The following is a 26,048-nucleotide window of genomic DNA, read 5'->3' on the forward strand; positions in this document are numbered from 1 at the left end:
CTAGCCGCGGAACCCGAGCACGGTGGTGAAGCCCTCCGTGCCGCCGGTGAAACCGGTGCCGACCAGCGTGGTGGCGGGTTCCTTCCGCCCGAAGCCGGCGGAGTACCAGCCCAGCGGAGGGTCGGTCTCGCCGCGGTGCGCCCGCCAGGACAGCTGCCCGGGCAGGTCGAGCACGGCGGAGCGGTCCTCGCCGTCCCGGGCCCAGGTGAGCACGGCCCGGTGGCCCGCCAGGTCCGCGGTGACGGCGGGGCCGAGGTGGAACGCCAGCCGCACGGCCCGGCGCGGGCCGGACACCTCGTCGACCACCCTCAGCTCCCGGCTCGACGCCGTCAGCTCCACCCGGCGGCGGTGCACGGAGGGCCCGTAACCGTCGTGCTCGGCACACCAGCGGGCCACGTCCTCGCCCGAGGTGTCCGCGACCAGGACGCGGCTCCCGGCATGCCGGGTCCACAGGAACGGGCCGCCGGAGACGGACTGGTCGGCGCCGTCCAGCTGCAGGGTGTTGTGGCCGAGGGTCGACCGGAAGTACTGCCGCCACTCGGGCTGCCCGTGGTAGCAGAACGTCCCCGGGTCGGCGAGCACGTCGACCCCGTCGTGCCGGACCTCGACGGAGAGCGCGTCCGCGTGGGCGTGCGCGGCGATGGACAGGAAGCCGTGCGGACCGCCGTCGCAGCGGCACCAGATCTCCTCCGGACCGCGCAGGATGGTGAGCCCCGCGTCGGCGAAGTGCGCCGGACGGCGCGCCGGGCGGGACACGGCCGGGGCGGTTCCGTTCTTCCCGTACGGCCTCATGAGCGCGGCCAGCAGCGGGGTGCGCACGTCGGTGCCGGTCACCGCCGGCCACCAGGCGAGCCGGCCGAACACTTCGTCCCCGGTGGCCAGCAGCGAGGCCCAGCGGTCGGTGCCCGCGCCGTCCACGACCAGACCGTGCCCGTCGTCCGCGTCCCCCTGGCGCGGCGGCCGCAGCCGGCTGTCCACGACGGCCGCGAGCGCGTCGGTCATCCGCAGCAGCACCAGCCGGACCGACGCGGGGACCGGCACGCCGGCGGTGTCCGCCTCGGCCACCGCGGCCAGGCCCAGCTCCAGCACGAGTCCGTGGTACTCGGTGGCCAGCTCGCGGTTGAGGCCGGAGGGGAAGGTGTTGCCGCGCAGGTGCCGCTCCAGCGACCGCAGCGCGTCGGCCCGCCAACGCGCCGACGTGGGGAACCACCCGAACGCGCAGGCCGCGGCGAACTGCCCGGCCGCCTCGGCGATGATGTGGTTGTTCGCCGAGGACCCCCGGCTGGGGAAGGCGGCCAGCCAGCGCTGGTGGTGCCAGATCTGGCGCAGCGCCACCGGGTTGTCCTCGAACAGAGCGGCCGCGCCCGGCCAGCCGTCGAGCAGCCGGCGGATCCACACCCAGGACAGCAGCCGGATGCCCAGCTCGATGCCGCTGGTCCAGTGCACTCCGCGCAGCGGCGCGTTGCCCGCCCACCACGACCGCAGGTGCTCGGCCACGCGCTCGGCGTACCGCTCGTTCCCGGTGACCGCGTAGGCGGCGGCGAGCACGGTGAGGTACTGGTGCCGGGACGGCTCCCAGATCTGCTTGATGTCCCCGACCGCGTCCTCGTCCCGGTACGGCACGTCGAAGGCGTAGCCCGACGGGGCCCGGCGCCCGGTCTTCGGGTCGTACCACCAGTCCGGGTCGGCCAGGTCGTCGCGGACCACCCCGAAGTACTCGGCGTGCCCGGACATCAGCCGGTCCGCCTCGGCGACGAGCCGTTTGGCGGCGTCCGGCGGCACCGCGCCGATCGTCCCCGCGGGCAGCAGCGCGGTGAACCGGGCACCGGTCACGCGCGGGCACTCCGGCCGCACCGACCGCCACCGCCGCCTGCGCACCGCGTCGCCCACCCGGCCGCCGACCTCCCGCGGCCCCATCCGGGACAGCCGCCGCAGGTACCAGCCCGCACTCCCCGAACGCACGGTCATCGCGTCCTCGCCAACGTCACCGGCGCCCCGGCGGCCAGGCCGGCCTGCACGGCGAGGGTGGCCGCCGTGGTGGCGACCAGCGACTGGAGCGGCACCGGCATCGGCCCGCCGGTCCGCACGGCCTTCACGAACGCGGCCAGCTCGGCGGACTGGCCCTTGTCCCGGGCCTTGGGCAGCCGCGAACTGACCCACCGCTTGCGGCCGTACACCGAGGCACGGACGAAGTCGTCGAGCCGCAGCGCCTTGCCGTCCGCGACCAGGTCCAGCGTCTCCTTCGGGAAGCCGGCCGGGCCGCTGGTGACGTAGCTGATGGTGGCGGTGGACCCGTCCGGGTAGCGCAGCACGACCTGCAGGTCCTCGGTGCCGGACGAGGCGAGCGCGTACACCGAGACCGGATCGGCGCCGAGCAGCCAGCTCGCCGTGTCGATGAAGTGTCCGCCCTCACCGGCGAACCGCGAGCCCTCGGTGCCCTGCTGGAGGTACCAGCTGCCGTGGTCCAGCCGGCCCGCGTTGACCAGGTAGCGCAGGTTCGCCGGACCGGTCCGGGCGCCGAACCGCTGCCTGGCCTCCCGCAGCAGCGGCGCGAACCGGCGGTTGAAGCCCACCTGCAGCCGGTCGTTGCCGGACTCCTCCACCGCCGCGAGCACGCCGGCCAGCTCGTCCTCGGTGAGCGCCAACGGCTTCTCCACGAACACGGCCTTGCCGGCCAGCAGCGCCTGCCGGGTCAGTTCGGCGTGCGAGCTGTGCCGGGTGACGACGAACACCGCGTCGATGGACTTGTCGCCGAGCACGGCGTCCAGATCGGTGGTCGCCTCCTCGAAGCCGAACTTGCGCTGCGCGTTGGCCGCGGACAGCGCCGTCGTGGTGACGACGGTCGACAACTGCACGCCCTCGCGCTGGGCCAGGTGCGGCAGCAGCATCGAGGTCGCGTAGTTGCCCGCGCCGACGAACGCCAGACGCACCGGCGTCCCGGCGGCCCGGGCCGGGGCGGGCACGTGGCTGCCGCGTGGCGTCACCGCGGGTACGGCCACCGCCGGGGCCGGTGCCTCCTCCGGCTCCTGGCCGTCCCCGGGATACCGGAACAGCACGGCCACGGCCTTCAGATCGCCGTCCTTCAGACGCTGGTACGTCTCGACGGCGTCGTCGAAGTCGGCGACGTGGGAGACCAGGGGCTCCACGTCGACGCTGCCGCGGGCGAGCAGATCGAGGAAGCACGCCAGGTTGCGCCGCTCGGTCCAGCGCACGTAGCCGATCGGGTAGTCACGCCCCTCCAGCTCGTACTCCGGGTCGTAGCGCCCGGGGCCGTAACTGCGGGAGAACCGGACGTCGAGCTCCTTCTCGTAGTACGCGTTCCACGGCAGGTCCAGGCGGCACTTGCCGATGTCGACGACCCGGCCGCGGTCCCGGCAGAGCCGGGCGGCCAGCTCGACGGGCTGGTTGCTGCCGCCGCCGGCGGCCAGGTACACCTGGTCCACGCCGTGACCGCCGGTGAGCTCGGCGACGGCGGCCTCCACGGCCGCGGACGCGGGCTCGCCACAGGCCGCCGCGCCCAGGCGCTCCGCCAGCTCGCAGCGCCCCGGGTCCGGGTCGGCCCCGACGACCCGGACACCGGAGGCGGCCAGCAGCTGCACCACCAGCTGCCCGATCAGCCCGAGGCCGATGACCAGCGCCACCTCGCCGAGCCGTGACTCGCCCTGGCGGACGCCCTGCAACGCGATCGACCCGACGGTGCCGAAGGCCGCGTGCCGCGGCGCGAGACCGTCCGGCACCCGGGCGTAGAGGTTCCTCGGCACCCAGTTCAACTCGGCGTGCAGCGCGTGCTCGTTGCCGGCGCAGGCCACCAGGTCGCCGACCGCCACGTCGTCGATCCCGGCGCCGACCTGCTCGACCACCCCGCACAGCGAGTAGCCCAGCGGTGTGTAGGAGTCCAGCTTGCCCATCACCTTGCGGTAGGTGGCGGGCACCCCGTTGGTGGCGACGCTCTGCACGACCTTGGCCACCTGGTCCGGCCGGGAACGGGCCTTGCCCAGCATCGACATGCCGGCCTCGGACACCTTCATCAGCTCGGTCCCGGTGGAGATCAGCGAGTAGGCGCTGCGGACCAGCACACCCCCCGGCTTGCACCCCGGCACCGGCACGTCGAGCAGCGCCAGCTCGCCGCTCTTGTAGTTCTGCACTACCTGTTTCACCTGAAGTCCTTTGTCTCTACGCCGTCGTGGGGGAGTGCTGGCCGGACCGGGAGGTCGCGCTGCGGTACCAGTACTCGAGGGTCAGCACGTGCCACAGATGCTTGGAGAAGTCCCGCTGCCCGGCGGCGTCCTCGGCGACGAGCCGCGCCAGTGCGTCGCGGCGCAGGAACCCGGAACGGACCAGCTCGCCGTCGTCGACCACCTCACGCACCAGCGGTGCCAGGTCCCGGCTCATCCAGGCGCGCAGCGGGGCGCTGAACAGGCCCTTGGGTCGGTAGACGATCTCCCGGGGCAGGATCGAGGTGGCCGCCTCCTTGAGGACGGCCTTGCCCTGCCGTCCGACGATCTTCCGGTCACCGGGTACGGCGAACGCCGCCCTGACCACCTCGACGTCCACGTACGGCACCCGCACCTCGGTCGACGCGGCCATGCTCGACCGGTCCGTGTACGCGAGGTTCAGACCCGGCAGGAACATCCGGGCGTCGGTCAGGCACATGCGGTTGACGAAGTCGTCGAGGTCGTTGTCCCGGTAGGTGTCCGCGTGCTCGGTCAGCACGTCCTCGACCGTCCCGGCCAGGTCCGGATGGAGCAGGTCGAGCAGCTCGCCCCGGTCGTACATGGTGTAGCTGCGCCGGAACGCGGTCTCCTCCGGCAGGTCGGCGAAGGAGAGGAACCGCTTGGCGAAGCGCACCGACCGGTACCCCCGGCGGCTCGTGGCGACCGGCAGCCGGTCCACGGCCGCGGACATCCCGCGCCGCAGGGGCCGCGGGACCCGCTGGTAGCGCAGGGCGATCAGGTTGGCCAGGTGCTTGCGGTACCCGGCGAACAGCTCGTCGGCGCCCATCCCCGACAGCATCACCTTGACCCCGGCCTCCCGGGCGGCCGAGCAGATCAGGAAGGTGTTGATCGCGGCCGGGTCGCCGATCGGCTCGTCCAGGTGGTACGTCATCCGCGGCAGCAGGTCGAGCACGTTCGGGGCGATCTCGATCTCGTGCAGGTCGACGCCGAACCGCTCGGCCACCTGCCGGGCATAGCGCAGGTCGTCCGGCATCGCCTCGAACCTGGCGTCCTCGGCGCGGAATCCGATCGTGTAGGCGGAGATCCCCGGTTGCCGGCGGGCCGCCAGCGCGGTCAGGTAGCTGGAGTCGAGGCCGCCGGACAGGAAGGTCGCCACGGGCACGTCGGAGAGCAGGTGACGCCGGGTCGACTCCTCGACGACGGCGGCGATGTCCGGCTGCTCGCCGGCCCGGGCCCGCTCCCGGCCCTCGGCGGCGACGTCCTTCAGGTTCCAGAACCGGCCGCGCTCCACCCGCCCGTCGGGCCGGCACCTCAGCCAGCTGCCCGGCGGCAGCTTCTCCGCCTCGCGGAACGCGCACCGCGAGTCCGGCACCCAGTAGTACAGCAGCGAGGCCACCAGCGCCGCGGGGTCCACCTCCAGCGACCCGCCGGTCACGGCGGCGAGCGCCTTGAGCTCGGAGGCGAACACCAGACCCTCGCCGCGCCGGACCAGGAACAGCGGCTTGATGCCGAGCTGGTCGCGGGCGAGCACCAGCTCACCGGTGCGCTCGTCGAAGATCCCGAACGCGAACATGCCGCGCAGCCGGGGCAGGCAGTCCGTGCCCCAGCGCCGCCAGGCCTCCAGCAGCACCTCGGTGTCGGAGGTACCGCGGAAGTGCACCCCGGCGGCGGTCAGTTCGGCCCGCAGCTCGGGCGCGTTGTACAGCTCGCCGTTGTACGTCAGGACCAGGCCGCCCGAGACCATCGGCTGGGCGCCGGTCCCGGACAGGTCGATGATGGCCAGCCGGCGGTGCCCGAGGTGCACTTCGCCGTCACCGGCGGGGTGGCTGTACCGGCCCGCCCCGTCCGGACCGCGGTGGGCGAGGGTGTCGGTGAGCCGGTCGGTCACGGCCTTCCCGTCCGGCCACCGGTACGTGCCTGCGATGCCACACATGTGCTACCGCGCCTCCTGGTCGCTGTCCGGGATCCGTGCCGCCCGGATCGGCAGCCGTTCCGTCCGATGCCGGCCCTCTCCCACTGCCTGAACGGCGTGGGAGGTACCCCCACCGGTCTGCTGGGCCGGCAGCTCGTTCCTGCCGCGCGGCGCGGTGTGCGGCCCGTCCCACAGCGTGCCGTCGGTCCGGTCACGCGGATCGGGGTCGATCAGCACCACACCGGTCACCGCGATGCGCTGGTCCGCGAGCTGCCGCGCCACGGTGTGCAGCCAGGCCGCGCTGCCGTGCCCGGCACGCACGACGAGCACGGCGCGGGTGCCGAGGTACCGCAGGTCGGTCCAGGCCGTGCCGGGTGCCACCGAGCCGACCCCGATCCGGGACTCCTCGGGCGACAGGGCCGCGGCACGCTCGCCGCCCACCACCGTCGGATCCCCCTGCTTCGGGCGACGGCCCGCGAGCTGCTGTCCGGGCAGACCGTCGACGACGACCACCGGCCCCTCCGCCGCCAGCTGCCTGGCGAGGTCCAGGGCGATCGCGCTCGTGCTGCGCGCACAGCCCAGCTCCAGCAGCGACACCGGTTCCGCGGAGGAGCGCACGGTACGGGCCAGGGACGCGGTGAGCCGAGTCCGTGCCGACCGGATCCGTCGGCGCCGCCACAGCAGCGGCGACCGGCGGGGCAGCTCCGCGATGACCGAGGCACCGAGGTTCGCCGCGATCTCCCGGCGCAGCACGGGGCGGTCCGCCACCACCGCGCCGACCGCGGCCACCGCGAGCCCGAGGACGAGCCCGAGGACGAGCCCGATCACGGCGTCGGTGGCAGCCGTCTTCACGAGGGAGTGTCGCACCGCGTGCGGGGCGTCCACGATCTGCGTGCCGGCGATGAGCTGGGGCGTGCCGACGCGTGCCTCGGCGGCGCGCTGGGTGAAGTCGGCGATCCGCGAGGTGAGTTCGGCCCGCCGGGTGAAGAGCGACTCCAGGTTCGCCGCCGCCTTGGGCCCGGTCTGCGGCGAGCCGTCTCCTATCGCCTTGTTGACCTGGGTGAGTTCGCGCTGCAACCGGTCGCGCTGGTTCAGCAGGCTCTTGGCCTCGGCGTCCGCGGCGCCCTGCATCCGCTTGACGTGGTCCGCGACGAACGCGTCGGCCAGCGCCCCGGCGCGGGACACCGCCTCCGCGTCGCTGTCACCTGCCGCCGTGATCTGCAGCAGGTTGTTGGTCAGGCCGACGCCCCCGTAGTCCTGCATGAAGTCCTCCGGTTCCACCGGGGACCCGAGGGACTTCAGGGCCGCACCGGCGATGCGCGTGGTGTGCAGCAGCGCGACGTCGGTGCGGATCAGCGTTCCGGGGTCGTTCGGCTGGTCCTCCTGGTGCGCGACCAGCACCTTGGTCACCGCGCTCGGCCGCGGTGGCAGCAGGACGGCCACCGCCACGCCGACGAGCAGCCCCAGCAGCGCCGCGGAGCACCACAGGCGGCGCCGCCTGCGCACCGCCACCACCAGCGCCTGCAGGTCCAGCAGGGGAACGGCGGGCGACGGCTCCGGCGTCGTACTCGTCGTCACCTCGCGCCTCCCCTCGCGTCGGCGCCGACCGCGAGCGGCGGTTCGGCGGCCTCCCGCGGACGGCCGGCGGAGCGCGTCGGACCGACCCGGACCGTGCCGGCGAGGACGATGCCGGCGACCTTGTGCCGGGCGTCCGCGCACGCCTCGGCGACGCCGGCGAGCTCGCCGGCGGTCCAGCTGCCCGCGCTGAGCACGACCAGGACTCCGGACTCGTGCTCGCGGTCCGGCACCATCGGCTCGGACACCGAGACCCCCACCACCCGCAGCAGCGGATCGCTCCCGGCCTCGGCGGCGAGCTGCTCGGCGGCCCGGCGGGCGGTCTCGTCGCCGTCCGGGACGACGACCAGCAGCCGCCGGGGGGCCGGCAGCCGGTCCCGGAGGCGGGCGCACACCCGCCGGTAGCGGATCCGCAGGCCGGCCTCGTCGGACGTCTGCGGGGTGGGCGCGTCCCACCGGACGTCGGTGCCCAGCAGCCGGCGGACGGCGGCCCGCGGGCCACGGCCACCCGGCCGTTCACCCGGTACGTCGACGGTACCGAGCAGCACCGAGCCCAGCGCCGCGGCGATCTCCGGTTCGGTGCGCAGCCGGCGGCTCATCCGCGCGGCGGTGAGGTGGCCGATGACCGCGAGCAGGAAGAACAGCAGCGCTCCGCCGACGGCGAGCTGCGTCCGCGTCGGCGGTGCCTCGCCGGCCGGCCGGGGCGCCGGCCCCATGACGACCATGCCGGCCTTGTTGGCGACCGGGTCGGCCTGGTCCAGCTTGTTGATGGCCTCTTGCAGCGTGGTGCGCAGCTTCTCCAGGTCGGTGCGGGCCTGCACGCTCTCCACGGTCTGCCCCGGATCGGCCGCGTCGGCCAGCTCGGTGATGCGGCGGCCGGCGTCCTTCACCGTCTGCCGCAGCGCATCGAGCTGCGCCGCCGCCTCGGGGTCGGTGTTGTCGCCCACGATCTGCGTGGCGAACGCGACGAACTGCCGGGCCACCTGGTCGGAGAGCTGCTGCGCGCGCTTCGGGGTGTCGGCGGTGCCCGAGATCTTGATGATGTTGCCGTCGGAGGCCTGGGCGCTCACCCGGTCCCGCAGCTCCCTGCCGCCGACCCCGGCCCAGCCGAGCGTGGCGGCCGCGCGGTCGACCACCACCGAACTGGTCGCGATCTCCGTCTGCGTCAGCAGCTCGCGCTCCTCCCACGCACCCGGCAACAGCACCGATGCCGACGTCGTGTACCGCGGCGGGAACAGCAGCGAGGTGCCGTAGCCGACGAGCGCGCCCAGCAGGGTGAGGACGAGGAGGAGCCGCCAGCGCCGACGGAAAATCCGCCCGATCGTGACCAGGCGTATCGTGTCATCGCTCAACTGCGCTGCCTCTTCCCTGCGCGGTCCGGGTCGCCTGCCGGCACCGGAGCGTGGTCACGACAGGCAGCGGCGTAGGCGGCGAGCAGCGACGCCTGCGAGTTCCGCCAGGACAGCGGCCCGTTGACCCGCTCCCGGCCGGTCTCGCCCATCCGGGCCCGCTTCTCCGGATCGTCCAGCAGCAGCGCGACGAGCTTGGCGAACTCGGCCTCGTCGTTGGCGGGCGCGTAGACGGCGGCGCAACCGGCGGAGACGCGCGCCTCCTTCAGGTCGAACGAGACGATCGGCCGGCCCATCACCATGTACTCCAGGACCTTGTTCATGGTCGACACGTCGTTGAGCGGATTGTGCGGATCGGGGGAGAGGCACACGTCCGCGGTGGACAGGTAGCGCACCAGGTCGGCGTCCGGGATGCGCCCGGTGAACTCCACCTGCTCCGCGAGCCCGAGCCGCCGGGACAGCTCCACCATCGCGTCGAAGGTGTCGCCGGCGCCGACGAACACCGCGTGCCAGTCGGTCCGCCCGAACTCGGAGCGCAGCTTCGCCAGGGCCCGCAAGGCGTAGTCGACGCCGTCCTGCGGGCCCATCACGCCGAGGTAGCACAGCAGATGGGGCTTGCCGCGCTTCAACTCCGGCTCGGCCGGGACAGGACGGAACCGGTCGGTGTCGGGGGCGCTGCGCACCACGAACACGTCCTCCGGCCGCCGGCCGCCCCGGCGCACCGCGACGTCCCGGTAGCTCTCGTTCGTGGCGAGCACGACGTCCGCGGCCCGGTAGGTCAGCCGTTCCAGCGCGCACACGGCGCGGTAGAGCAGGTCCTCACCGCGGCCGAACCGGGAGAGGTACAGCTCGGGTACCAGGTCGTGCTGGTCGAAGACGAACCGCGCGCCGCGCCGCTTCAGCCACAGCGCCGGCAGGAACAGCAGGTCGGGCGGGTTGCAGGCGTGGACCACGTCGACCGGGCCGACCTTGCGGGCCAGCCGGGCCGTGTGCCACAACGCCGATCCGTACTCCCGCAGATAGCCGGCCGGCCCTCCGGTCGCCGCGCGCAACGGGTAGCGGTGGATCCGCACCCCGTCGATCTCCGCCTCCGCCTCCGTGTCCCGCTTCGTCCCCCGGGGGCAGATGACGTGCACCTCCCAGCCCGCGTCGCGCAGTGTCGTGCACTCCTGCCACACCCGCCGGTCGAACGGCACCGACAGGTTCTCCACCAGGACCAGCGCGCGCCGGGCCGGCCGGTCACCGCCGCTTCTCTCACCAAGCAAGGCCTATGTACCCCGGTTCGGCCCGGCGCGCGTCGGCGTCGGGAAGGCGGATGAGGTCGACGATCACCGGTCCGCTGCCATGGGGCAGCGCCGACAGCACGGCCGGGTCCCTGGTCCCGACCAGGCACACCTCGGCGTGCTCCAGCACCTCCTCGACGGACTCCGCGAGCAGCTGCGCGAGGTGCGGCAGCCGGGTCTCGATGTACTCGCGGTTCGCGCCGAGCAGCCGGGAGAGGCTCACGTTGGCGTCGTAGATCTTCAGGTCGTACCCCTTGCCGAAGAGCCGCTCCGCCAGCTCGACGAGCGGGCTCTCCCGAAGGTCGTCGGTGCCGGGCTTGAACGACAGCCCGAACAGGCCCACCCGGCGCCTGCCGGCGCGCTCGACCAGCTCCACCGCGCGCTGCAGATGGTCGGAGTTGGACGGCAGCACGTGGGCGAGGATGGGCACCGAGACGTCGGCCCGTTGTGCCGCGTGGACCAGGCTGCGCAGGTCCTTGGGCAGGCACGAGCCGCCGAAGGCGAAGCCGGGCCGCAGGTAGGCGGGGCTGATGTTCAGCTTGCGGTCGGCCAGGAACACGTCCATCACCTGGTGCGAGTCCACCCCGAGCGCCTGGCACACCGCGCCCAGCTCGTTCGCGAAGCCGATCTTGAGGCCGTGGAACGCGTTGTCCGCGTACTTGATGGCCTCGGCCGTCGGGATCGGCACCCGGAACACCTCGCCGGGCAGGCCGTCGTAGAGCGCCGCCACCGCGTCGCCGCTTAACGGGTCCAGCTCGCCGATGACGGTCTTGGGCGGGTCGAAGAAGTCCCGCACGCTCGTGCCCTCGCGCAGGAACTCCGGGTTGACCGCGATCCCGATGTCCACGCCGGCCGTGCCGCCGACGTACTTCTCCAGGATCGGGACCAGCAGGTTCAGGCAGGTGCCGGGCAGCATGGTGCTGCGGAACACGACGGTGTGCCGCCCGCCCCGCTCGGCGAGCGCGGCGCCGATCTGCTCGGTGACCCGTTCCAGGTAGGTGGTGCACAGGCTGCCGTTGGGCTCCGACGGCGTGCCCACGCAGACCAGCGACACCTCGCTGCCCATGACCGCCTCGCGGACGTCGCCGGTGGCGCGCAGGGCCCCGGTCCGCACGACGTCGGCGATGAGCCCGCCGATCCGCTCCTCGACCACCGGGGCCTTGCCGTCGTTGACCAGGTCGACCTTCACCTGGTTCACGTCCACCCCGATGACCTCGTGTCCCATGCTGGCCAGGCACGCGGCCGACACGCAGCCCACGTAGCCGAGCCCGAAAACGCTGACCTTCATGACTCGTTCCTCCCCCCAGGCAGGCCTCCTGGCCTGCGGTTCGCGCGCGGGGCCGGACGACGGCCCCCGCGCATCAGTAGGCGCCCTGCCCGTGGAGCACCGCCCGCAGCGTCTTCCACAAGATCACTGAGTCCAGGGCGAGCGACCAGTCCTCCACGTACCGCAGGTCCAGCCGGACCGCCTCCTCCCACGACAGGTCGCTGCGTCCGCTGATCTGCCACAGCCCGGTGAGTCCGGGCTTGACCAGCAGCCGCCGCCGGATGTCGGGGCCGTACGCGGCGCACTCCTCCGGCAGCGGAGGCCGGGGACCGACGAGCGACATCGATCCGGTGAGCACGTTGAACAGCTGCGGGAGCTCGTCGATCGAGTACCGGCGCAGCACCGCTCCCACCCGGGTCACCCGCGGATCCCGGCGGAGCTTGAACAGCGGGCCGGCGCCCTCGTTGCGGTCGGCCAGCGCGGCACGGGCCCGGTCGGCATCGGCGACCATGGTGCGGAACTTGAGGATGGTGAACTCGCGGCCGTCCTTGCCGACCCTGCGCTGGCGGTAGAACGCCCCGCCCCGGCTGTCCACCAGCACGAGCAGCCCGACGAGCGCCATCAGCGGCGCGAACAGCAGCAGCAGGACCGCCGCGCCCATCCGGTCGACGACCTCCTTGACCGCCCGGCGGCCCCCGGTGAAGGTCGGCATGCTGACCCGCAGCAGCGGTATCCCGAGCACCGCGTCGACGTGCAGTCGCGGGCCGGCCACCTCCATCAGCACGGGGGCCACGACCATCTCGGCCTCGCTGCCCTCGAGGTTCCAGGCCAGCCGCTGCAGCCGGTCCGGTGACCAGTGCGGGTCCGGTGTGACCGCGACGACGCGGTAGCCGTCGTGCCGCACGTGCTTGGCGACGTCCGTCAGCTGACCGACGACCGGCACTCCGTCCAGCTGGTCACCGTCGAGCCCGCGTCCGTCCGTCGTGCACACCGCCTCCACCCGCCAGCCGAGGTGCGGGAACTTGCGGGTGCGGGTGATCAGGTCGCGCACGGTGTCCGGGCTGCCGGCCGCGAGCACGGGCCTCAGGCACCGTCCTTCCTTGCGTTGTTTGTGCAGCCAGAGGCGCAGCAGATACCGCGCCGTCATGGTGACGAGCGCGATCGCGGGAATCGCGACGAAGATCCAGAGTTTGATGTTGCGTGAGGTGAGGGCGATGCCGCCGAGTGCCAGTACGACGGTCGCCGTGAACAGTGAGCGGCCGAGCCGGCGGAATTCCTCGGCGCCCTGACCGAGCACGGCCGGAGCCCATGAGCGGCTCACCGCGAGCGCCCCCAGCACCAGCAGTTCGGTGCCGAATGCGAGAATTCCCCACTTCTCGTGCCAGTTGGCCGCGTCGCGGGCCCCGAAGAAGTTGCCGATCGCCGCCACCACGACGGCGGTGGCCACGGTATCGCTGATGATCACGATACGGCGGTACCGCTGCTCCCATTCGATCGCGGGCCGGCTGATCGCCCCGTTCTCCAGACGCCCGCGCGCCGACGGAAACGAGCTGACAAGTCCCCCTTGCCGCACAGAACCCCCCAGGTTCCCAGTGATTCGACGTTTTCGCCCAACACTGTTTGCTCCCCCTCGGGAGGCCCCCGCCTCCCGTGCTGCGCCGTTCCTCCCCTCGAGAGCCCCCCGGCTCCCTGGCGCATGACATCCAGGGCTATTTCAAAAACCCCGGGTGCTCCCCGCACCCAAGGCCCCCTCGCGGACCAGGAATTGATCATCCCCCGAGATCATTGACTGGTCGCCTTGCCTCCGAACAGCTGAAGCACGGTCAATCTAGACCATGGGGGCCGGTATGAAGAGGGGATGTGTGTAATTTGTGTTCAAGGTTCGGGGCTTGATCAACTGCGCGGTCACCACCTATGGGCGCCTTCACGCCACCGCGCGCCCCGGCACCCCGCCCGGCCGAAGGCCGTGCAATCGAGCCACTGTCTGATCTGAGCTGGTGGATCACAAAGAGTGGGAGGGGCCTCCCGGTCAGGGAATCGGAGATCCGTCCGACAACGCACAATCGTTGATCCTTTCTATTCCGACGCGCACTTCGAACGTCTGGGCGGAGAGGCGGGGGTCCTGAGCGCGTGGCCGGAAACAAGCAGTACGCCGGAAAGCCAGACGGAAGTGGTCCGGTTGGCGCAGGCGAATTGCCGACGCGTAGGCGTCCCCGCCTCATCCCCGGCTACGCAGCCGCCGGCGGACCCGGGCGGCGGGAGCCGAGCGTCAGCGGGGTGCCGCGCCCTCGTCCGCCGGCAGGGAGACGGGCCGGCCGGCCGGGACGCCGCCGTCCTTCCCGCCCGGGGGCCCCGTCCGGCCGACCCGGTGCAGGGCCAGGTGGAGTGCCGGCATCAGGACGCAGGTGACCGCGGCACTGTGCCACAGCAGCGCGTCCAGCCGGCCCGCCGCCAGATAGGCGCCGGCGGCCACCGCGGCCAGCGCGCACACGGCACGGTCCACGATGCTCTCCACCGACAGCAGCGTGGCACGCGGGGCGTGCGCCGGGACGGCGTCGTTGACGAGTTTGCGCTGCACCGGGTACACGAACCCGGTGATCGCGGCGAACGCGCACAGCAGGGCGACGACGGTCCACGGCCCGCCCACGGCGGTGCCCGCCAGGGCCGCGGCGAGCGCCACGCTCAGCAGGGACACCCAGACGACCGGCGGCACCCGGCGGCTCAGCCACTGCGGTCGGGCCGACGCCACCGCCTCGGCGACCGTCATGGCCGCGAGCACACCGCCGTGCGCGCTCTCCCCGATGCCGTGGTCAAGGAGCACCGGCTGGAACAGGTTGACCTGGCAGATCCGCGACAGCGTGAACACGGCGACGCCCTGGACCATGAGCAGGGCCAGCCACGGCGAGGACCGCAGGGCACGCAGCGCGGCGCCGGTGTCCCGCAGGAAGCCCCCGCCGGGCCGCGCCGGGGAACGCGGCCGGGCCTCCGTCCCGCGCGCGGCGAGCCGCGGCAGGGCGAGGGCACAGCCGAGGGAACCGGCCGCGCTCGCCGCGCTCAGCACGTACGGTGTCTGCGGCGCCAGGGTCATCAGCGGCCCCACGAGCGGCCAGCAGACCACCTTGGCGGCGAGCCCGAGGGCGCGCGCCGTGCCCTCGGCCCGCAGATAGTGGGCGTCGGCCCGCTCCGCGCGCAGCCCGTCGTAGAGATAGGCGCTCGCCGCGCCCGACGTCAGCGACCGTCCGGCCGCGATGGCCAGGAAGTGCGCGAGGAAACCGGTGTAGGTCGGTGCCAGCGCCGGGAGCAGGTTCGCCGCCGTCATGACCACCGCTCCCGCGCGGAGGCAGTTGCGGGCGCCGATACGGTCGGCGACGATTCCGGTCGGTATCTCGAACAGGCAGAAGGCGATGTAGTAGATGCTCTGGATGCCGAAGATCTGGCCGTCGGACAGGCCCGCGTCACGCTGGTACGCGTAGAACACGGGCATCCACCACAGCAGGTTGAACAGCAGCTGGAACCCGTTGTTCAGGCGGATGATCCGGCGCGCGGCCGGGGACGGCGCCGGCGCGGGGGAGGAGGGCCGCAGGAGGGACATACGGCGCCTCACCGGGCGTAGGGGCGGACCTGGACCAGGTGGAAGGTCCCCTCGGCGGTCATGAGCCACTCGATGTCCAGGGCGTCGTCGCAGTCGGTCTCGCTGAAGTGGGACTGCAACAGGCGCCCCGCCAGCGCCAGATGGGCCAGTGAGGCCCGCGTCGCCGCCGGGAGGTCCTCGCGCGAGGAGCCGAGGTCGACCGTGCGCCCACCGCCCTCGACGGTGTTGTACAGGTACTGCTGCGGCAGCACGGTGCCGTCGACCACCCGCTCGGGCGAGCCGGGGGTGCAGTTGAGGTACACGTTGCGGAAGTCCTCGGGCCGGGTCGGATCGCAGGTCACCAGGACGCCCCCCAGCTCGGCGGGGGTGTACTCCTGGACGATCACTCCCATGTAGGTGTCGTCCAGGGGTATGCCGGCCTGGTGCCGCAGGCGCACGCTGCGCGGCGACAGCAGCGACGCCCACACCTGCCGTACCGCGTCCATGAGCTGGTCCGTGCCGTGCACCGTGGTGACGGAGTCGTAGATCCCGGCGGCGGAGAAGCCGGGCAGGTCCTCGGCGTTGGACGAGGAGCGCACCACCAGACGACGCCCGTCCGCGGTCAGCTCCGCCACGGAGGCGGTGATCGCCCGTGCCACGTCCTCGGGCATCGGCGTCCCGCACGTCAGGCGCTGCAGGTGCAGCGACAGCGAGTCGACCACGTCCAGCGCGTCGAGCTCGAGCGCCATCTTCAGCCTGCCGATGCCCTGTTGCAGCGCGGGGGAGGAGGTGAGGAACAGGTGGTGCAGCCGGAAGGGAAGGGCCACCCCCCTCGGCGCGCGGACCGTCTCGGCCACGCGTTCCGCCGCGGCGGCCCGCAGCCGCTCCGGCGACGCCCCCGGCTCGCCCAGCCGGGCCGCGAGATGGCCGAGGAGATCGGGCCGGGGCGGACGCGGGCGGGCGTAGAACCGCGTCAGATCCGCGGTGCGGCTGTCCAGGACGTGGTGCAGCTCCCCGAGGTTGGCCGCCTTGGTGCCGTAGCCGTCCCGGTCGGTGCGCCGCAGCCGGTGCAGCGCCAGGATCGGGGCCTGCCGGAGCAGCGGTGTCTCGATGCGGATGCGCTGCCGGTGCCAGGCGGGCCGTTCCAGGTCGGGTGCGCCGGGCAGCCGTTCCAGGGTGATGGCGTCCTCGCGCACGCGGTAGCGCACCCACGCGCCGTCGAGGCCCTCGCGCCGGACGACGGCGTCGAGATCGCGGACGATCGCGTTCGGGATGCCCCAGCCCGAGGCCAGCACGTTGGTGTGCGAGAGCGGCGTGGTGGGGGCCGTGTTGATGAACCCGGCGGCCCGGGGCACGTCGTCGGGCAGGCGGGGCATGGCGATGATGTCCGGCCAGCCGAGGTCCGCGGCCGCGCTCGCGTACTCGGCGGCGGTGCGGAAGTAGCGCAGCCGCCCCTCGGCCTCGCCCGGGTTGAGGCAGGTGCGCATCCGGTTGCCGAACAGTTCATGGCTGAGGATGCGCGGCACCCGTGCCTCGCCGACCGCGGCCAGTTCCTGTTCCTGGCCGTGGTTGGCGGGCTTCAGCAGCAGCGGCAGGCGGCCGTCCACCCGTCCGCGCACGAAGTGGTAGAACTCCTCCAGCAGCGGCCCGGGCATGGTGTCCGCCTCGGTGGTCTCCAGGACGAGGAAGGGCCGCTCGGAGCCGCCGGCCTCCTCCTCGGTGTGCAGGGACAGCACCCCGAGCAGGAAACGGCGTTCGGGGTCCATGTACACCGAGGCGTTGAACGCGTCCAGGTGCGCGTCGAGTTCGTCCAGCGTCATGCCGAGGACGCGGGTCGCGACGTAGTCGACGTGGAAGGGGTGCACCCGGGTGTCGAGCAGGTGCCAGGTGTCCTGGGCCCGGTCCACGACCACCTTGAGGTACGGGTGCCCGGCCAGCACCCCGGACAGCGCGCGGAACAGCGGCAGCGACAGGTTGGCGCCGACGGCGGTACGGTCGCCCGCGGCGTCGGGGGCGTCCGTCCCGGGCAGTGTGCCGGTCATGCCCGCACCGCCTCGGTGACGTCCGTGGGCAGGATCCGCGGCAGGGCGTCCACCACCGCGCTGAAGTCGTCCACGACGGTCTGCGGCCGGTCGGCCGACAACAGGCACACCGCCGCCATCGTGTTGGCGCCGGCGGCAGGGTCGTACACCGGCACGAGGGAGCCGTCCGGCAGGGAACTCTCGGCGACGACGGACAGCGTGCTGCCGGGGCCGACCGGGGCGGAGCGGACGACCGCCCCGGAGTCCCACAGATGGCGACGGGCCCACGGCGAGCCGTCCCGGTTCACGGCGAGCACCACCAGGGACCCGGCCGCGCCGTCGGCGTCGTCCGGTGCCAACGCCCGCGCGGGCCAGGCGGGCGAGCCGCCGAGCAGCTGATCGGTGAACATGCCGACCAGGTCGAGCCCGAAGACCTGCTCGATCTGCGGCACCGTCATCGCCCCGCCGAACCGCGCGGCCGTCTCGATCAGCCACATACGGCCGTCGGCGCCCAGCTTGATCTCCGTGTGCGTACCGCAGTTCTCCAGACCCAGGGCGTCCACGGCCCGCCGGGCCAGCTCCACGATCGCGGCCTGCGCGGCGCCCCCGAGGGCCGCCGGGGTGATGCCGGCGCGCTCGGTGAACGGCGCCACCGTGGGCATCCGTCCGCTCACACACACCGGGCGGAAGACGCCGTCGACCACCACGCCCTCGACACTGACGTAGTCACCCCAGCCGGGACCGTCGAACCAGTCCCCGGCGCACCCGCTGACGATCTCCTCCACGATGAAGTCCTCGCCGGCCCCGGCCACATGGAGCTCCGCGAACCCGAGCAGCGCCGACTCCGCCATCACCGCACGCGACCGCTGCCAGGCCGCGCGCAGGTCCCCGGGTGTCGTGATGATCTGGTGCGCGGTGGAACCGGCGCTCCACGCGGCCTTCAGCAGCAACGGGAACGTCAACTCGACGGCCGCGCGCTCCAGTTCGCCGGTGGTGGCGACCGAGCGGAACCGGGGCTGCGGCAGGCCCCGGCGCTCCCAGGCCGCACGCATCAGCCGCTTGTCCCGGGCGAGGGCGGCGGTGGGCCCGGCGCCCCGCAGCCCGAGCCGCCGGGACGCCTCGGCGACCGCCACCACCGCGTACTCCGAGAAGGTGACGACCGCGTCCGCGCCCACCTCGCGGGCCCGGGCGGTGATCAGCCCGACGAGGTCGTGTTCTTCCGCGGCGGCGTGGGTGACGGCCGAGTCGCACAGCCTGGCGGCGTCCGCCGCGACGCCGGCGGGCAGCTCGCTGAGTGCCAGCAGGTGCACCGCGGACCTCGCGGCCACCCGCCTCAGGGCGTACCCCGCCGGGGGCCCGCCCTTGGCATGCACGTACAGCACCTTGCTCACGGAAACCCAACTCCCTTGATCGTCCCGTAGTCCCGGGCACGGGCCGCGCCCGGAACGGCTGCGGCGGCCGGCGACGCGCTGCCGGTGAAGTCCGCCGCGCCGCCCTCTCGTTCCAGCGAACCAGCCCCAACTCACGTGCGCCGCACGGAAATCAGCGAGGCGTTCAGGCAAATGCCGCAGTGTCGGGACCGCGCATGACCGGTGCGCTACGGGATACGCATGAGGTGTCACTCACCGTGACATGGTGGACGATTGAAGGAGTTGGGCCGTGGACGAGGCCGATTTCAAGACGCTGCTCGCGCCCCTTCCGGTGTCCTGGTGGGAAGCCGACGGCGGGCAGAAAGTGGTCGACAGCGGAGGTGGCGCGTTCGCCGACGAGCGGACCGCCCGCCGCTTCCTGGAAGCCCTCCGCGCCGACCGCGACGGCCCGTCCGGTGCGCCGGAGGCGGGCCCCTACCAGGCGTGCTTCGAGGGCCGCACCTTCGACGTCAACTGGCCCGCCCGCCACGCCGGCGGCGGCCGGCACCGCAGCAGGGGAGTGGCGGTCGAGGTGAGCGGCCGGCCGGAGGAGAACCCCTACGCCGCGTTCGCCGACCTCACCCCGGCCGCGGCGTTCGTGCGCGACGCGACCGGCCGCTACCTGTGGGCCAACCATGCGTACGCCCACCTGTACGGCACCACGCGCGACGCCGTGATCGGCCGCCACCTCGCCGACGTCGACGAACCCGGTGACGTCACCCGGTTCCTCGCCCTGGACCGGGAGGTCCTGGCCGGCGGCAGGCCGGTTCGGCACACCCTCGCCTACCGGCGCCCCGACGGCTCCTCCGGCCAGGCCGCCGGGTACCGCTTCCCCGTCCGCTGGGCCGGGCACCGCTGTGTGGCCGGCATCTACGTCGACGTCACCGAGTCCGTCCGGGCCCTGGAGCAACGGCGCCGGGCCGAGGAGGACTTACGGACCCTGCGCGACCACAGCGGCCTGCTCTGCGTCCGCCTGTCGGCGGACGGACTGGTCGGGGAGGCCGGCACCGCCGTCGCGGACCTCCTGCACGTCCGCCTCCCCGAGCTCATCGGACTGCCCGCCGACAGCCTCCTGGCGAGGACACCCGAACGCGGCGCCCTGCACCGGATCTGGGACGACCTGGTAGGCGGCCGGCGCAGAAGCGCCCGTGCCGCCGCGGTCCTCGTCGACGCGGACAGCGGGCTGCGCCGCGTGTGCGTCCACCTGAGCGCGGTGCCGGGTGCCGCGGAACGCGTGTCCGGGGTGTGGGCCGTCATGACCCACGTCGGACTGCGCCAGGAGGCACAGCCGCCGCTCACGGCCACCCAGGTGCGCATCCTCGCCCTGCTGGCCGCCGGGCGCAGCAACGCGGACATCGCGGGAACGCTGCACCTCTCGCGGCAGACGGTCGACTACCACCTCAGCCGCCTGCGCGACCGCCTGGGCGCCGCCACCCGCCCCGCCCTGGTCGCCCGCGCCTATGTGCTCGGCATCCTCTCCCCCCAGGCCTGGCCGCCCCGGTCCGCCACGGCGGCCCATCCGCTCAGCCCCGTCTGAGCCGGCCGGGAGAAAAGACCGGGGACAGCCCCTCGGGGTGTGGTTATGATGCGCGGGATGATGAACTCCTCCTCGTACGGATTGGGGGAATCGTTCCTGCAAGGTGAGTGCTGATGGCACATCACTTCGCGAACGACGTCCCGTCCCGCCTGTTGATGTGGCAGCGCGTACGCGCGTACGCCGTGCCACCGTCCATGATCGACACCGCGACCGCACGGCGTGCGGTCGGTGACTGGTCGGGGGCCTGCGCCGCCGCCCGTGTCGACACCGATCTCGATCTGCGCGCCGTGCGCAACCGCCACGGCACCGAGGTCGCCACCCGCCTGCGAGCGGACCTGCGCCGGCTGGCGCCCGATCTGCTCCGCTGGCACATGCCCCGCAGCGCGCCCGACGGGCGGCTGCGGCCCGGCCTCACCCTCTCCCTGGCCCGCTACGGCAGCTCGGCCGCCACACCAGTGCAGCTGGTGGTGCGCACACCGCCCACCTGGGCCGACGCCGGCCAGCGGATGTCGCTGACGCTGTGGGAGGGGTCCGGCACCGGCGCCCCCCGGCACCACCCGCACCCGCATCCCGACCGGCGTTTCCGGCTCGACCTGCACCGGCACCTGTGGGACGCCGGACGCAGCGGCGAACTCGCCCGGCGGTGCGGTGCGGACGCGACTGCGCCCGACCGCCGGTCCCACGGCACCGGTCTTCCGCCGGACCTCGCGGACCGGCCCGCCGCCGACGAGGCGTCGTGGGCGGTGGCCCGGTGGGCCGCCGAGGCGGAGTTGCTGTTGCGGGCCGAGGGGCGCCCTCGCGGGGCCTTCACCGTGCGGCTCGGTGCGCGCAGCCGGGCCGTCCTCGAACTCGTCGCCCCCGACGACAGCCACGCCCCGGTCATCAGGCCGCTGCGAGAAGTGCCACCGCCCCAGCGGGTCGCGGCGCTTCCGGTGCTCCCCGAGGCCGCGGCCCGGGTCCTGCCGGATCTGGAGCTGCTGCGGGCCGGGCTCGTCGCGGCCGACCGGCTGCATCCGCTCGTCGCCGCCGCTCTGGCGGAGCCGGGTCCGGCACCGGCGGCCGTACCCGCACCCGCTCCCGGTGATCCGCACCGGGTGGAGTGCCGGGGCGCCGTCCACCGGATCGCGCTGCGGGACGGGGTGCTGACGGCGATCGACCACGACCCGTCCGAACTCCGGCGCGAGGAGCTGCTGGTGGCGCTCGGCGGACCGGCACTGCCCTGCGTGCGGGCGATCGACTCGGTCCACCGCGACCCGGAGGCACTGCCCGCGGTCCGGGAGCGGCTGCTCCACGGCGACATCGCCGGGGCGCTGGCCGTGGTGGAGGGGCTGCTGGGGCCCGGCGCCGTCCTGCCCGACGGGCCGCTCCGGCAGGAACTGCAGTCGGCCGCGGCCCGCCGTGTCGACCACGGTCTCTTCCGCTCGGGGCTGGTCACCGTGCACCCCGCCGCCGAGACCGCCCCGGACGCGGCACACGCGGACGCGAGCCATCGTCCCCGGCTCGATCGCCGTGTCCCCCACGACCTGCGCCGCAAGCACACCAGCCGGGCCCGGCCCCGCACCGGCCTGATGCGCTGACCCTCCTCCCGACTCCCGTGCGGCACGGCCGCGTTCGCCGCCGTACCCCCGCACGCCCTTCCGTTCCCTCGACCCCACCCCAGGTGATACCCATGACCTCCAGCACCCTTGTGCACGCCCCCGGCGCGCCCACGACGGACGCCCAACTCACTCTCGCCGACGACCTCTTGCGGCTGCTGCGGACGACCACCACCGAGCCGCGCCCCGACGAGCAGCTCGAAGCCCTCACCCTGGCCGTCGCGGCCGACCTGCCCGTGCTGCTCTGGGGCGAACCGGGCATCGGCAAGACCGCGGCCCTGACCCAGCTCGCCGCCTCCCTCGACCTGCCGCTGACGACCGTGATCGCCAGCGTCCACGAGCCGTCCGACTTCTCCGGACTGCCCATCGTCGGCGACGACCCGGCGGTGCAGGGCGTGCCGATGGCGCCGCCGCAGTGGGCCGTCGAGCTGGTACGCGCCGGTAAGGGCCTGCTCTTCCTGGACGAACTCTCCACCGCCACCCCGGCCGTCCAGGCCGCACTGCTCCGCGTCGTCCTGGAACGCAAGGTCGGTGCCCTGGACCTGCCGCCGGGCGTACGGATCGTGGCCGCCGCCAACCCGCGCGCCTCCGCTGCGGACGGCTGGGAGCTGAGCCCGCCGCTGGCCAACCGGTTCGTGCACCTGTACTGGGTGCACGACCGGGACGTGGTGGTGCGCGGACTGGGCGGGGTCTGGCCCCGCGCGCAGCTGCCCCGGCTGGAGCCGGAACGGCTGCCCGAGGCGGTGGCGTACGCCCGGCGCGCGGTCTGCGGCTTCCTCCAGGCCCGGCCGACACTGATCCACCGGCTGCCGAGCACCGAGACGCGGCGCGGCGGTGCCTGGCCCTCGCCCCGCAGCTGGGAGGCCGCGTTGACCCTGCTGGCCTTCGGCACGGCCGCCGCCGTCTCCCGGGACGTGCTCGCGCTGCTGGTACGGGGCGCGGTGGGGGACGGGCCGGGGCTCGAACTCCTCGCCCACCTGGACCGGATGGACCTGCCGGACCCCGAGTCGCTGCTGGCCGATCCCCCCGTCGCCGAGCTGCCGGAACGCGGCGACCTGCGGCAGGCGGCGCTGGAGGCGGTGGTGGCCGCCGTCGGCGCACGACCCGAGCGGGAACGGTGGGAGGCGGCCTGGAAGGTGCTGGCCCGGGCGCTGGAGACCGGCGCCCCGGACCTGCTGGTCGCCCCGGCGACCACGCTGGCCGCACTGCGGCGCGACGACTGGGAGGTCCCGGAGACGGTGGAGCGGCTGGCCGCGGTGGTCGGCCTCGCCCGCCGCGCGGACCGGTCGGTGGTCCGGGCCACGGCAGCTGCCGGGAGCACGAGGGGGGCGCGCCGGTGACGGGGGCCGCGAAGCGCCCGGTCCCGCTGCCGCACCCCATGGCCCCGCCCGCGCCGCCACGCCCGGTGCGGGCTGCCGTACCCGGACCGCCGGCCGGCACCGGCGAACCGTACGACCGGACCGGACTCCCCCTGGACACCGAGAAGTTGCTGGCCGCCCGGCTGCACGCGGTGAAGGTACGCCCCTACCTGGCCGCCGCCCTCTTCGCGCTGCACGTCGTGGAGGACCGCTCGGTGCCGACGATGGCGGTGGACGCGCACTGGCGCTGCTACGTCTCACCCGGCTTCGTCGCGCGCACCCCGGTGGAAGAGCTGGCGGGCGTCTGGGTGCACGAGGTCTCCCACCTGCTCCGGGACCACCACGGACGCGGCGAGCGGTACGCGCGGGAGCACGAGCAGCACGGGCCGGGCGAAGGCACCGGGGCGGGGGCCTCGGCGACCGAGGGCTGGGGGAGGCTGCGACGCAACATCGCCGCCGACTTCGAGATCAACGACGACATCTACGGTGACGGTCTGCCCCGGCCCGCCGGAGCGGTGCTGCCGTCGCTGCTGCGGTTGCCCGACGGCCTGTTGATGGAGGAGTACCTGCGGACGGCGTCGATGTCCGGGCTCGCCGCCGACCTGGCCTGGCTGGACTGCGGCAGCGGTGCCGACGGGCAGGCCCGGCCGTGGGAGCTGGGTCCCGACGGCGCCCACGGGCTGAGCAGGCAGCAGCGGGACGCCGTCCGCTTCCGGGTCGCCGAGGGCATCAAGGGACGGCCGGGCGACGCACCGGAGGGCTGGCGCCGGTGGGCGGACGAGGCGTTCCATCCACCGCAGCCGTGGCGGCAGTTGCTCGGCGCGGCCGTCCGGTCGGCGGCGGCCGCGCCGGGCGTGGGCGAGAACCACAGCTACCGGCGCCCTTCCCGGCGCTCGGCCGGGCTCCCCGGAGTCCTGCTGCCGAGCCTGCGCCGCACGCCGCCCCACGTCTGCGTGGTGATCGACACCTCCGGATCGGTCAGCGACGCCGAACTGGGCAGCGCTGTGCTGGAGGTGGCGGCGATCTCGCGGGCGGTGGGCGGGCGCCGCGACCTCGTGTCGGTGATCTCCTGCGACGCGGCGGCCGGGGTCGCCGTACCGCTCTGCCGGGCCGAGAACATCGAGCTGCTGGGCGGCGGGGGCACCGATCTGCGCTCCGGCTTCGCCCGCGCGCTCCGCTCCCGGCCCCGCCCGGACGTGATCGTCGCCCTCACCGACGGCCAGACGCCCTGGCCGTCCGCGCAGCCGCCCTGCCGTACCGTCGTCGGACTCTTCCCCCGCCCGCCGCGCGCCGTGGACGAGGACGACCCGGACTACGTCCCCGACGCCCCACCACCCTGGGCACGTGTCGTCACCATCGGCTGAGCCGCGCCGGCTCCCGGCCGGCATGTCCCCGGCTCAGCTCGTCCACTCGCGCGCGAGGACCGCGTAGACGTACTCACTGCCCCAGCGATCGCCGTCGAGGTCGTTGTCGACCAGATGCGCCTCCCGCCGCATGCCGAGGCGCTCGCACACGCGCACCGAGGCGGTGTTGAGGACGTCGATCCGGGCGAAGAGGCGGTGGACGCCCAGCCGGCCGAAGGCCGACGAGACGAGGGCGCGCGCCGCTTCGGTGGCGTAACCGTGCCCGGCGTACCGCGGGTTGAAGACCCAGCCGATCTCCGCCTGCCGGGCGCGGGCGTTCGTGAGCGTGAGGACCACCTCGCCGATGACGACCTGCGGCTCCTGCGCCCGGCACACGGCCAGCAGCAGCACGTCGCCGTCCGCCTGCCACGGCGTCCCGCCCGCCCGCGCGGCGATGGACTCGGCGCAGTCCTCGCGCGTGAGCGGCGGCCGGTACAGGAAACGGGCCACCTCCTCGAGGCGCTGGTAGGCATACCGGTCCTCGACGTCGTCAGGAGTGAAGAGCCGCAGGATCAACCGCTCGGTGGCGACCGGTGCCTGGACGCCAGGCGAGACAGCGGTCATCGGACCTCCCCGTGTGCTGCCAGTGGGTCACCGGCCAGGGTAGTCGGCCACCGGCTGCCCTCTGCCGCCCATTTTTCAGGAGACCTCGCAGAGATCGAGGTGGCCGGGGTGACCGTGTGCACCGAGGTACCCCTCGCCGACCGTGCGGGAAGCACCCGGCGGCAGGGTGTAGCACAGACCGGTGGCCCCGTCCCGGTAGACGACCCTCACCCCGACCGGGTAGGCGCAGTTGCTGGAGGCCTCGGTGTACCGCCAGCTCTCGTACAGGGAGACGCAGGCGGGTGCCGGCTCGGGACTCTCGGATCCCGCGAAGGCCGGCTCCGCGAGGGCGACGGAAAGGATCGAAGACATGAAGCAACCAGCCGTCCGTACGGACCACTTCATCCAACTCTGCACGATTCAACTCCCTTTTATGCGTTCAGGAGTCGAAGGAATCAGACGGCGTGGCCGGGCGCAACACGCCTCTGCCTGCCTTCGGACACCGCGGCGGTTGCACGCTGTGAACGGGTGCTGCCCTGCTGCGAGACGGCCTGGGCCGGGCCGGCGACCCGAGTGAGGCTTCAACCATTTCAGCGCCGGCCGGGCGCGCCCCCTCCGTTCTCCCAGGCAGCGCGCCGCGGCACGGGCCGAAGCCCGGGGGCGTCTGCAAGCCGGGTGGCGCCGCGACGACCCGCCGTCGGCCGAAAGAGGCTGGACCGTCCGTCACCGGGTAGTCGAACCTCGCGGGGCCCGACAACAGCAGGGCACCCCTGGCGAAAGGAGTGTCATGGCAGGCGTCTTCCAGCGACTCAAGGACTTCGCGAGGAGTCCGCAGGGTCGGCGCACGATCGAGCAAGTACGCCGTACCGCGGCCGATCCGCGCCGCCGGGCCCAGGCCCAGCGACTCTTCGGCAAGATGCGCACCCGCCGGTCGGCGTCGGGAATGTGACCCCACGGCGGCCCGGCCGCGGCCGGCGGGCGCCCGGCGGCCCCGGCCCCCCCGCGTACCGCCGCCCCGGGCCCCCCCCGGGGCCCCGGTGGGCCCGAAGG

General features: G+C 73.7%; 18 protein-coding genes. 5 read left to right on the plus strand and 13 right to left on the minus strand.

The window, feature by feature from the left end:
- The 11 genes from ABZ923_RS19340 to ABZ923_RS19390 all read right to left on the minus strand — a co-directional run bounded on the left by ABZ923_RS19340 (position 1) and on the right by ABZ923_RS19390 (position 18,544).
- Positions 1-1,968 carry an alginate lyase family protein gene (locus tag ABZ923_RS19340; RefSeq protein WP_361472959.1) on the minus strand — a complete coding sequence of 656 codons (1,968 nt, stop codon included), beginning with the start codon at positions 1,966-1,968 and terminating at the stop codon, positions 1-3.
- On the minus strand, positions 1,965-4,157 hold the full coding sequence (locus ABZ923_RS19345; RefSeq protein ID WP_361472962.1) for a bi-domain-containing oxidoreductase: 2,193 nt from the start codon (positions 4,155-4,157) through the stop codon (positions 1,965-1,967). Before ABZ923_RS19345 ends, ABZ923_RS19340 begins: the two co-directional genes overlap by 4 nt.
- A 16-nt stretch (positions 4,158-4,173) precedes the next feature.
- Complete coding sequence (gene asnB, locus ABZ923_RS19350; protein WP_361472965.1) at positions 4,174-6,108, minus strand: asparagine synthase (glutamine-hydrolyzing); 1,935 nt, start codon at positions 6,106-6,108, stop codon at positions 4,174-4,176.
- Positions 6,109-6,111: 3 nt separating this feature from the next.
- Positions 6,112-7,665, minus strand: coding sequence for a Wzz/FepE/Etk N-terminal domain-containing protein (locus tag ABZ923_RS19355; RefSeq protein WP_361472968.1), 1,554 nt, complete (start codon positions 7,663-7,665; stop codon positions 6,112-6,114).
- Positions 7,662-9,014: a Wzz/FepE/Etk N-terminal domain-containing protein gene (locus ABZ923_RS19360; RefSeq protein ID WP_361472970.1), complete on the minus strand. Its 1,353-nt coding sequence runs from the start codon at positions 9,012-9,014 to the stop codon at positions 7,662-7,664. The genes ABZ923_RS19355 and ABZ923_RS19360 overlap by 4 nt, the downstream gene beginning before the upstream one ends.
- Positions 9,011-10,276, minus strand: a complete 1,266-nt coding sequence (locus tag ABZ923_RS19365) for a glycosyltransferase family 4 protein (protein ID WP_361472973.1) — start codon at positions 10,274-10,276, stop codon at positions 9,011-9,013. Before ABZ923_RS19365 ends, ABZ923_RS19360 begins: the two co-directional genes overlap by 4 nt.
- Positions 10,266-11,582 (minus strand): nucleotide sugar dehydrogenase, encoded by a 1,317-nt coding sequence (locus ABZ923_RS19370; protein WP_361472976.1) that lies wholly within the window; start codon positions 11,580-11,582, stop codon positions 10,266-10,268. The genes ABZ923_RS19365 and ABZ923_RS19370 overlap by 11 nt, the downstream gene beginning before the upstream one ends.
- A gap of 73 nt (positions 11,583-11,655) precedes the next feature.
- Positions 11,656-13,134: a sugar transferase gene (locus ABZ923_RS19375; RefSeq protein ID WP_361472979.1), complete on the minus strand. Its 1,479-nt coding sequence runs from the start codon at positions 13,132-13,134 to the stop codon at positions 11,656-11,658.
- A gap of 696 nt (positions 13,135-13,830) precedes the next feature.
- Complete coding sequence (locus ABZ923_RS19380) at positions 13,831-15,153, minus strand: MFS transporter (protein WP_361472982.1); 1,323 nt, start codon at positions 15,151-15,153, stop codon at positions 13,831-13,833.
- A gap of 8 nt (positions 15,154-15,161) precedes the next feature.
- A complete protein-coding gene (locus ABZ923_RS19385; RefSeq protein WP_361472985.1) occupies positions 15,162-17,174 on the minus strand; it encodes a PEP/pyruvate-binding domain-containing protein in 2,013 nt (670 codons plus the stop codon).
- Complete coding sequence (locus ABZ923_RS19390; protein ID WP_361472987.1) at positions 17,171-18,544, minus strand: ATP-grasp domain-containing protein; 1,374 nt, start codon at positions 18,542-18,544, stop codon at positions 17,171-17,173. Before ABZ923_RS19390 ends, ABZ923_RS19385 begins: the two co-directional genes overlap by 4 nt.
- Before the next feature lie 268 nt (positions 18,545-18,812).
- Between ABZ923_RS19390 and ABZ923_RS19395 the strand changes: the two genes are divergently transcribed.
- The 4 genes from ABZ923_RS19395 (at position 18,813) to ABZ923_RS19410 (ending at position 24,416) form a co-directional block, all read left to right on the plus strand.
- Positions 18,813-20,099 carry a PAS domain-containing protein gene (locus ABZ923_RS19395; protein WP_361472990.1) on the plus strand — a complete coding sequence of 429 codons (1,287 nt, stop codon included), beginning with the start codon at positions 18,813-18,815 and terminating at the stop codon, positions 20,097-20,099.
- A gap of 113 nt (positions 20,100-20,212) precedes the next feature.
- Positions 20,213-21,676, plus strand: coding sequence for a hypothetical protein (locus ABZ923_RS19400; RefSeq protein ID WP_361472993.1), 1,464 nt, complete (start codon positions 20,213-20,215; stop codon positions 21,674-21,676).
- Between the two features lie 92 nt (positions 21,677-21,768).
- Positions 21,769-23,034: an AAA family ATPase gene (locus tag ABZ923_RS19405; RefSeq protein WP_361472996.1), complete on the plus strand. Its 1,266-nt coding sequence runs from the start codon at positions 21,769-21,771 to the stop codon at positions 23,032-23,034.
- 38 nt (positions 23,035-23,072) lie between these two features.
- Positions 23,073-24,416, plus strand: a complete 1,344-nt coding sequence (locus tag ABZ923_RS19410; RefSeq protein WP_361473013.1) for a VWA-like domain-containing protein — start codon at positions 23,073-23,075, stop codon at positions 24,414-24,416.
- A 33-nt stretch (positions 24,417-24,449) separates the two neighbouring features.
- Here ABZ923_RS19410 and ABZ923_RS19415 read toward each other — a convergent pair whose 3' ends face one another.
- Together ABZ923_RS19415 and ABZ923_RS19420 are read right to left on the minus strand one after the other, a co-directional pair.
- The gene (locus tag ABZ923_RS19415) at positions 24,450-25,019 is read right to left on the minus strand and encodes a GNAT family protein (protein ID WP_361472999.1); all 570 of its coding nucleotides are present in this window, start codon (positions 25,017-25,019) and stop codon (positions 24,450-24,452) included.
- A gap of 75 nt (positions 25,020-25,094) precedes the next feature.
- Positions 25,095-25,370 carry an alpha-amylase gene (locus tag ABZ923_RS19420; protein ID WP_361473002.1) on the minus strand — a complete coding sequence of 92 codons (276 nt, stop codon included), beginning with the start codon at positions 25,368-25,370 and terminating at the stop codon, positions 25,095-25,097.
- A 415-nt stretch (positions 25,371-25,785) separates the two neighbouring features.
- On the opposite strand from ABZ923_RS19420, the gene ABZ923_RS19425 reads away from it, so the two are divergent.
- The gene (locus tag ABZ923_RS19425) at positions 25,786-25,947 is read left to right on the plus strand and encodes a hypothetical protein (RefSeq protein WP_361473005.1); all 162 of its coding nucleotides are present in this window, start codon (positions 25,786-25,788) and stop codon (positions 25,945-25,947) included.
- Positions 25,948-26,048 lie beyond the last annotated feature (101 nt).

The sequence above is a fragment of the Streptomyces sp. NPDC046881 genome, from assembly GCF_040645015.1.
In the GTDB taxonomy this organism is placed as follows: Bacteria; Actinomycetota; Actinomycetes; order Streptomycetales; family Streptomycetaceae; genus Streptomyces.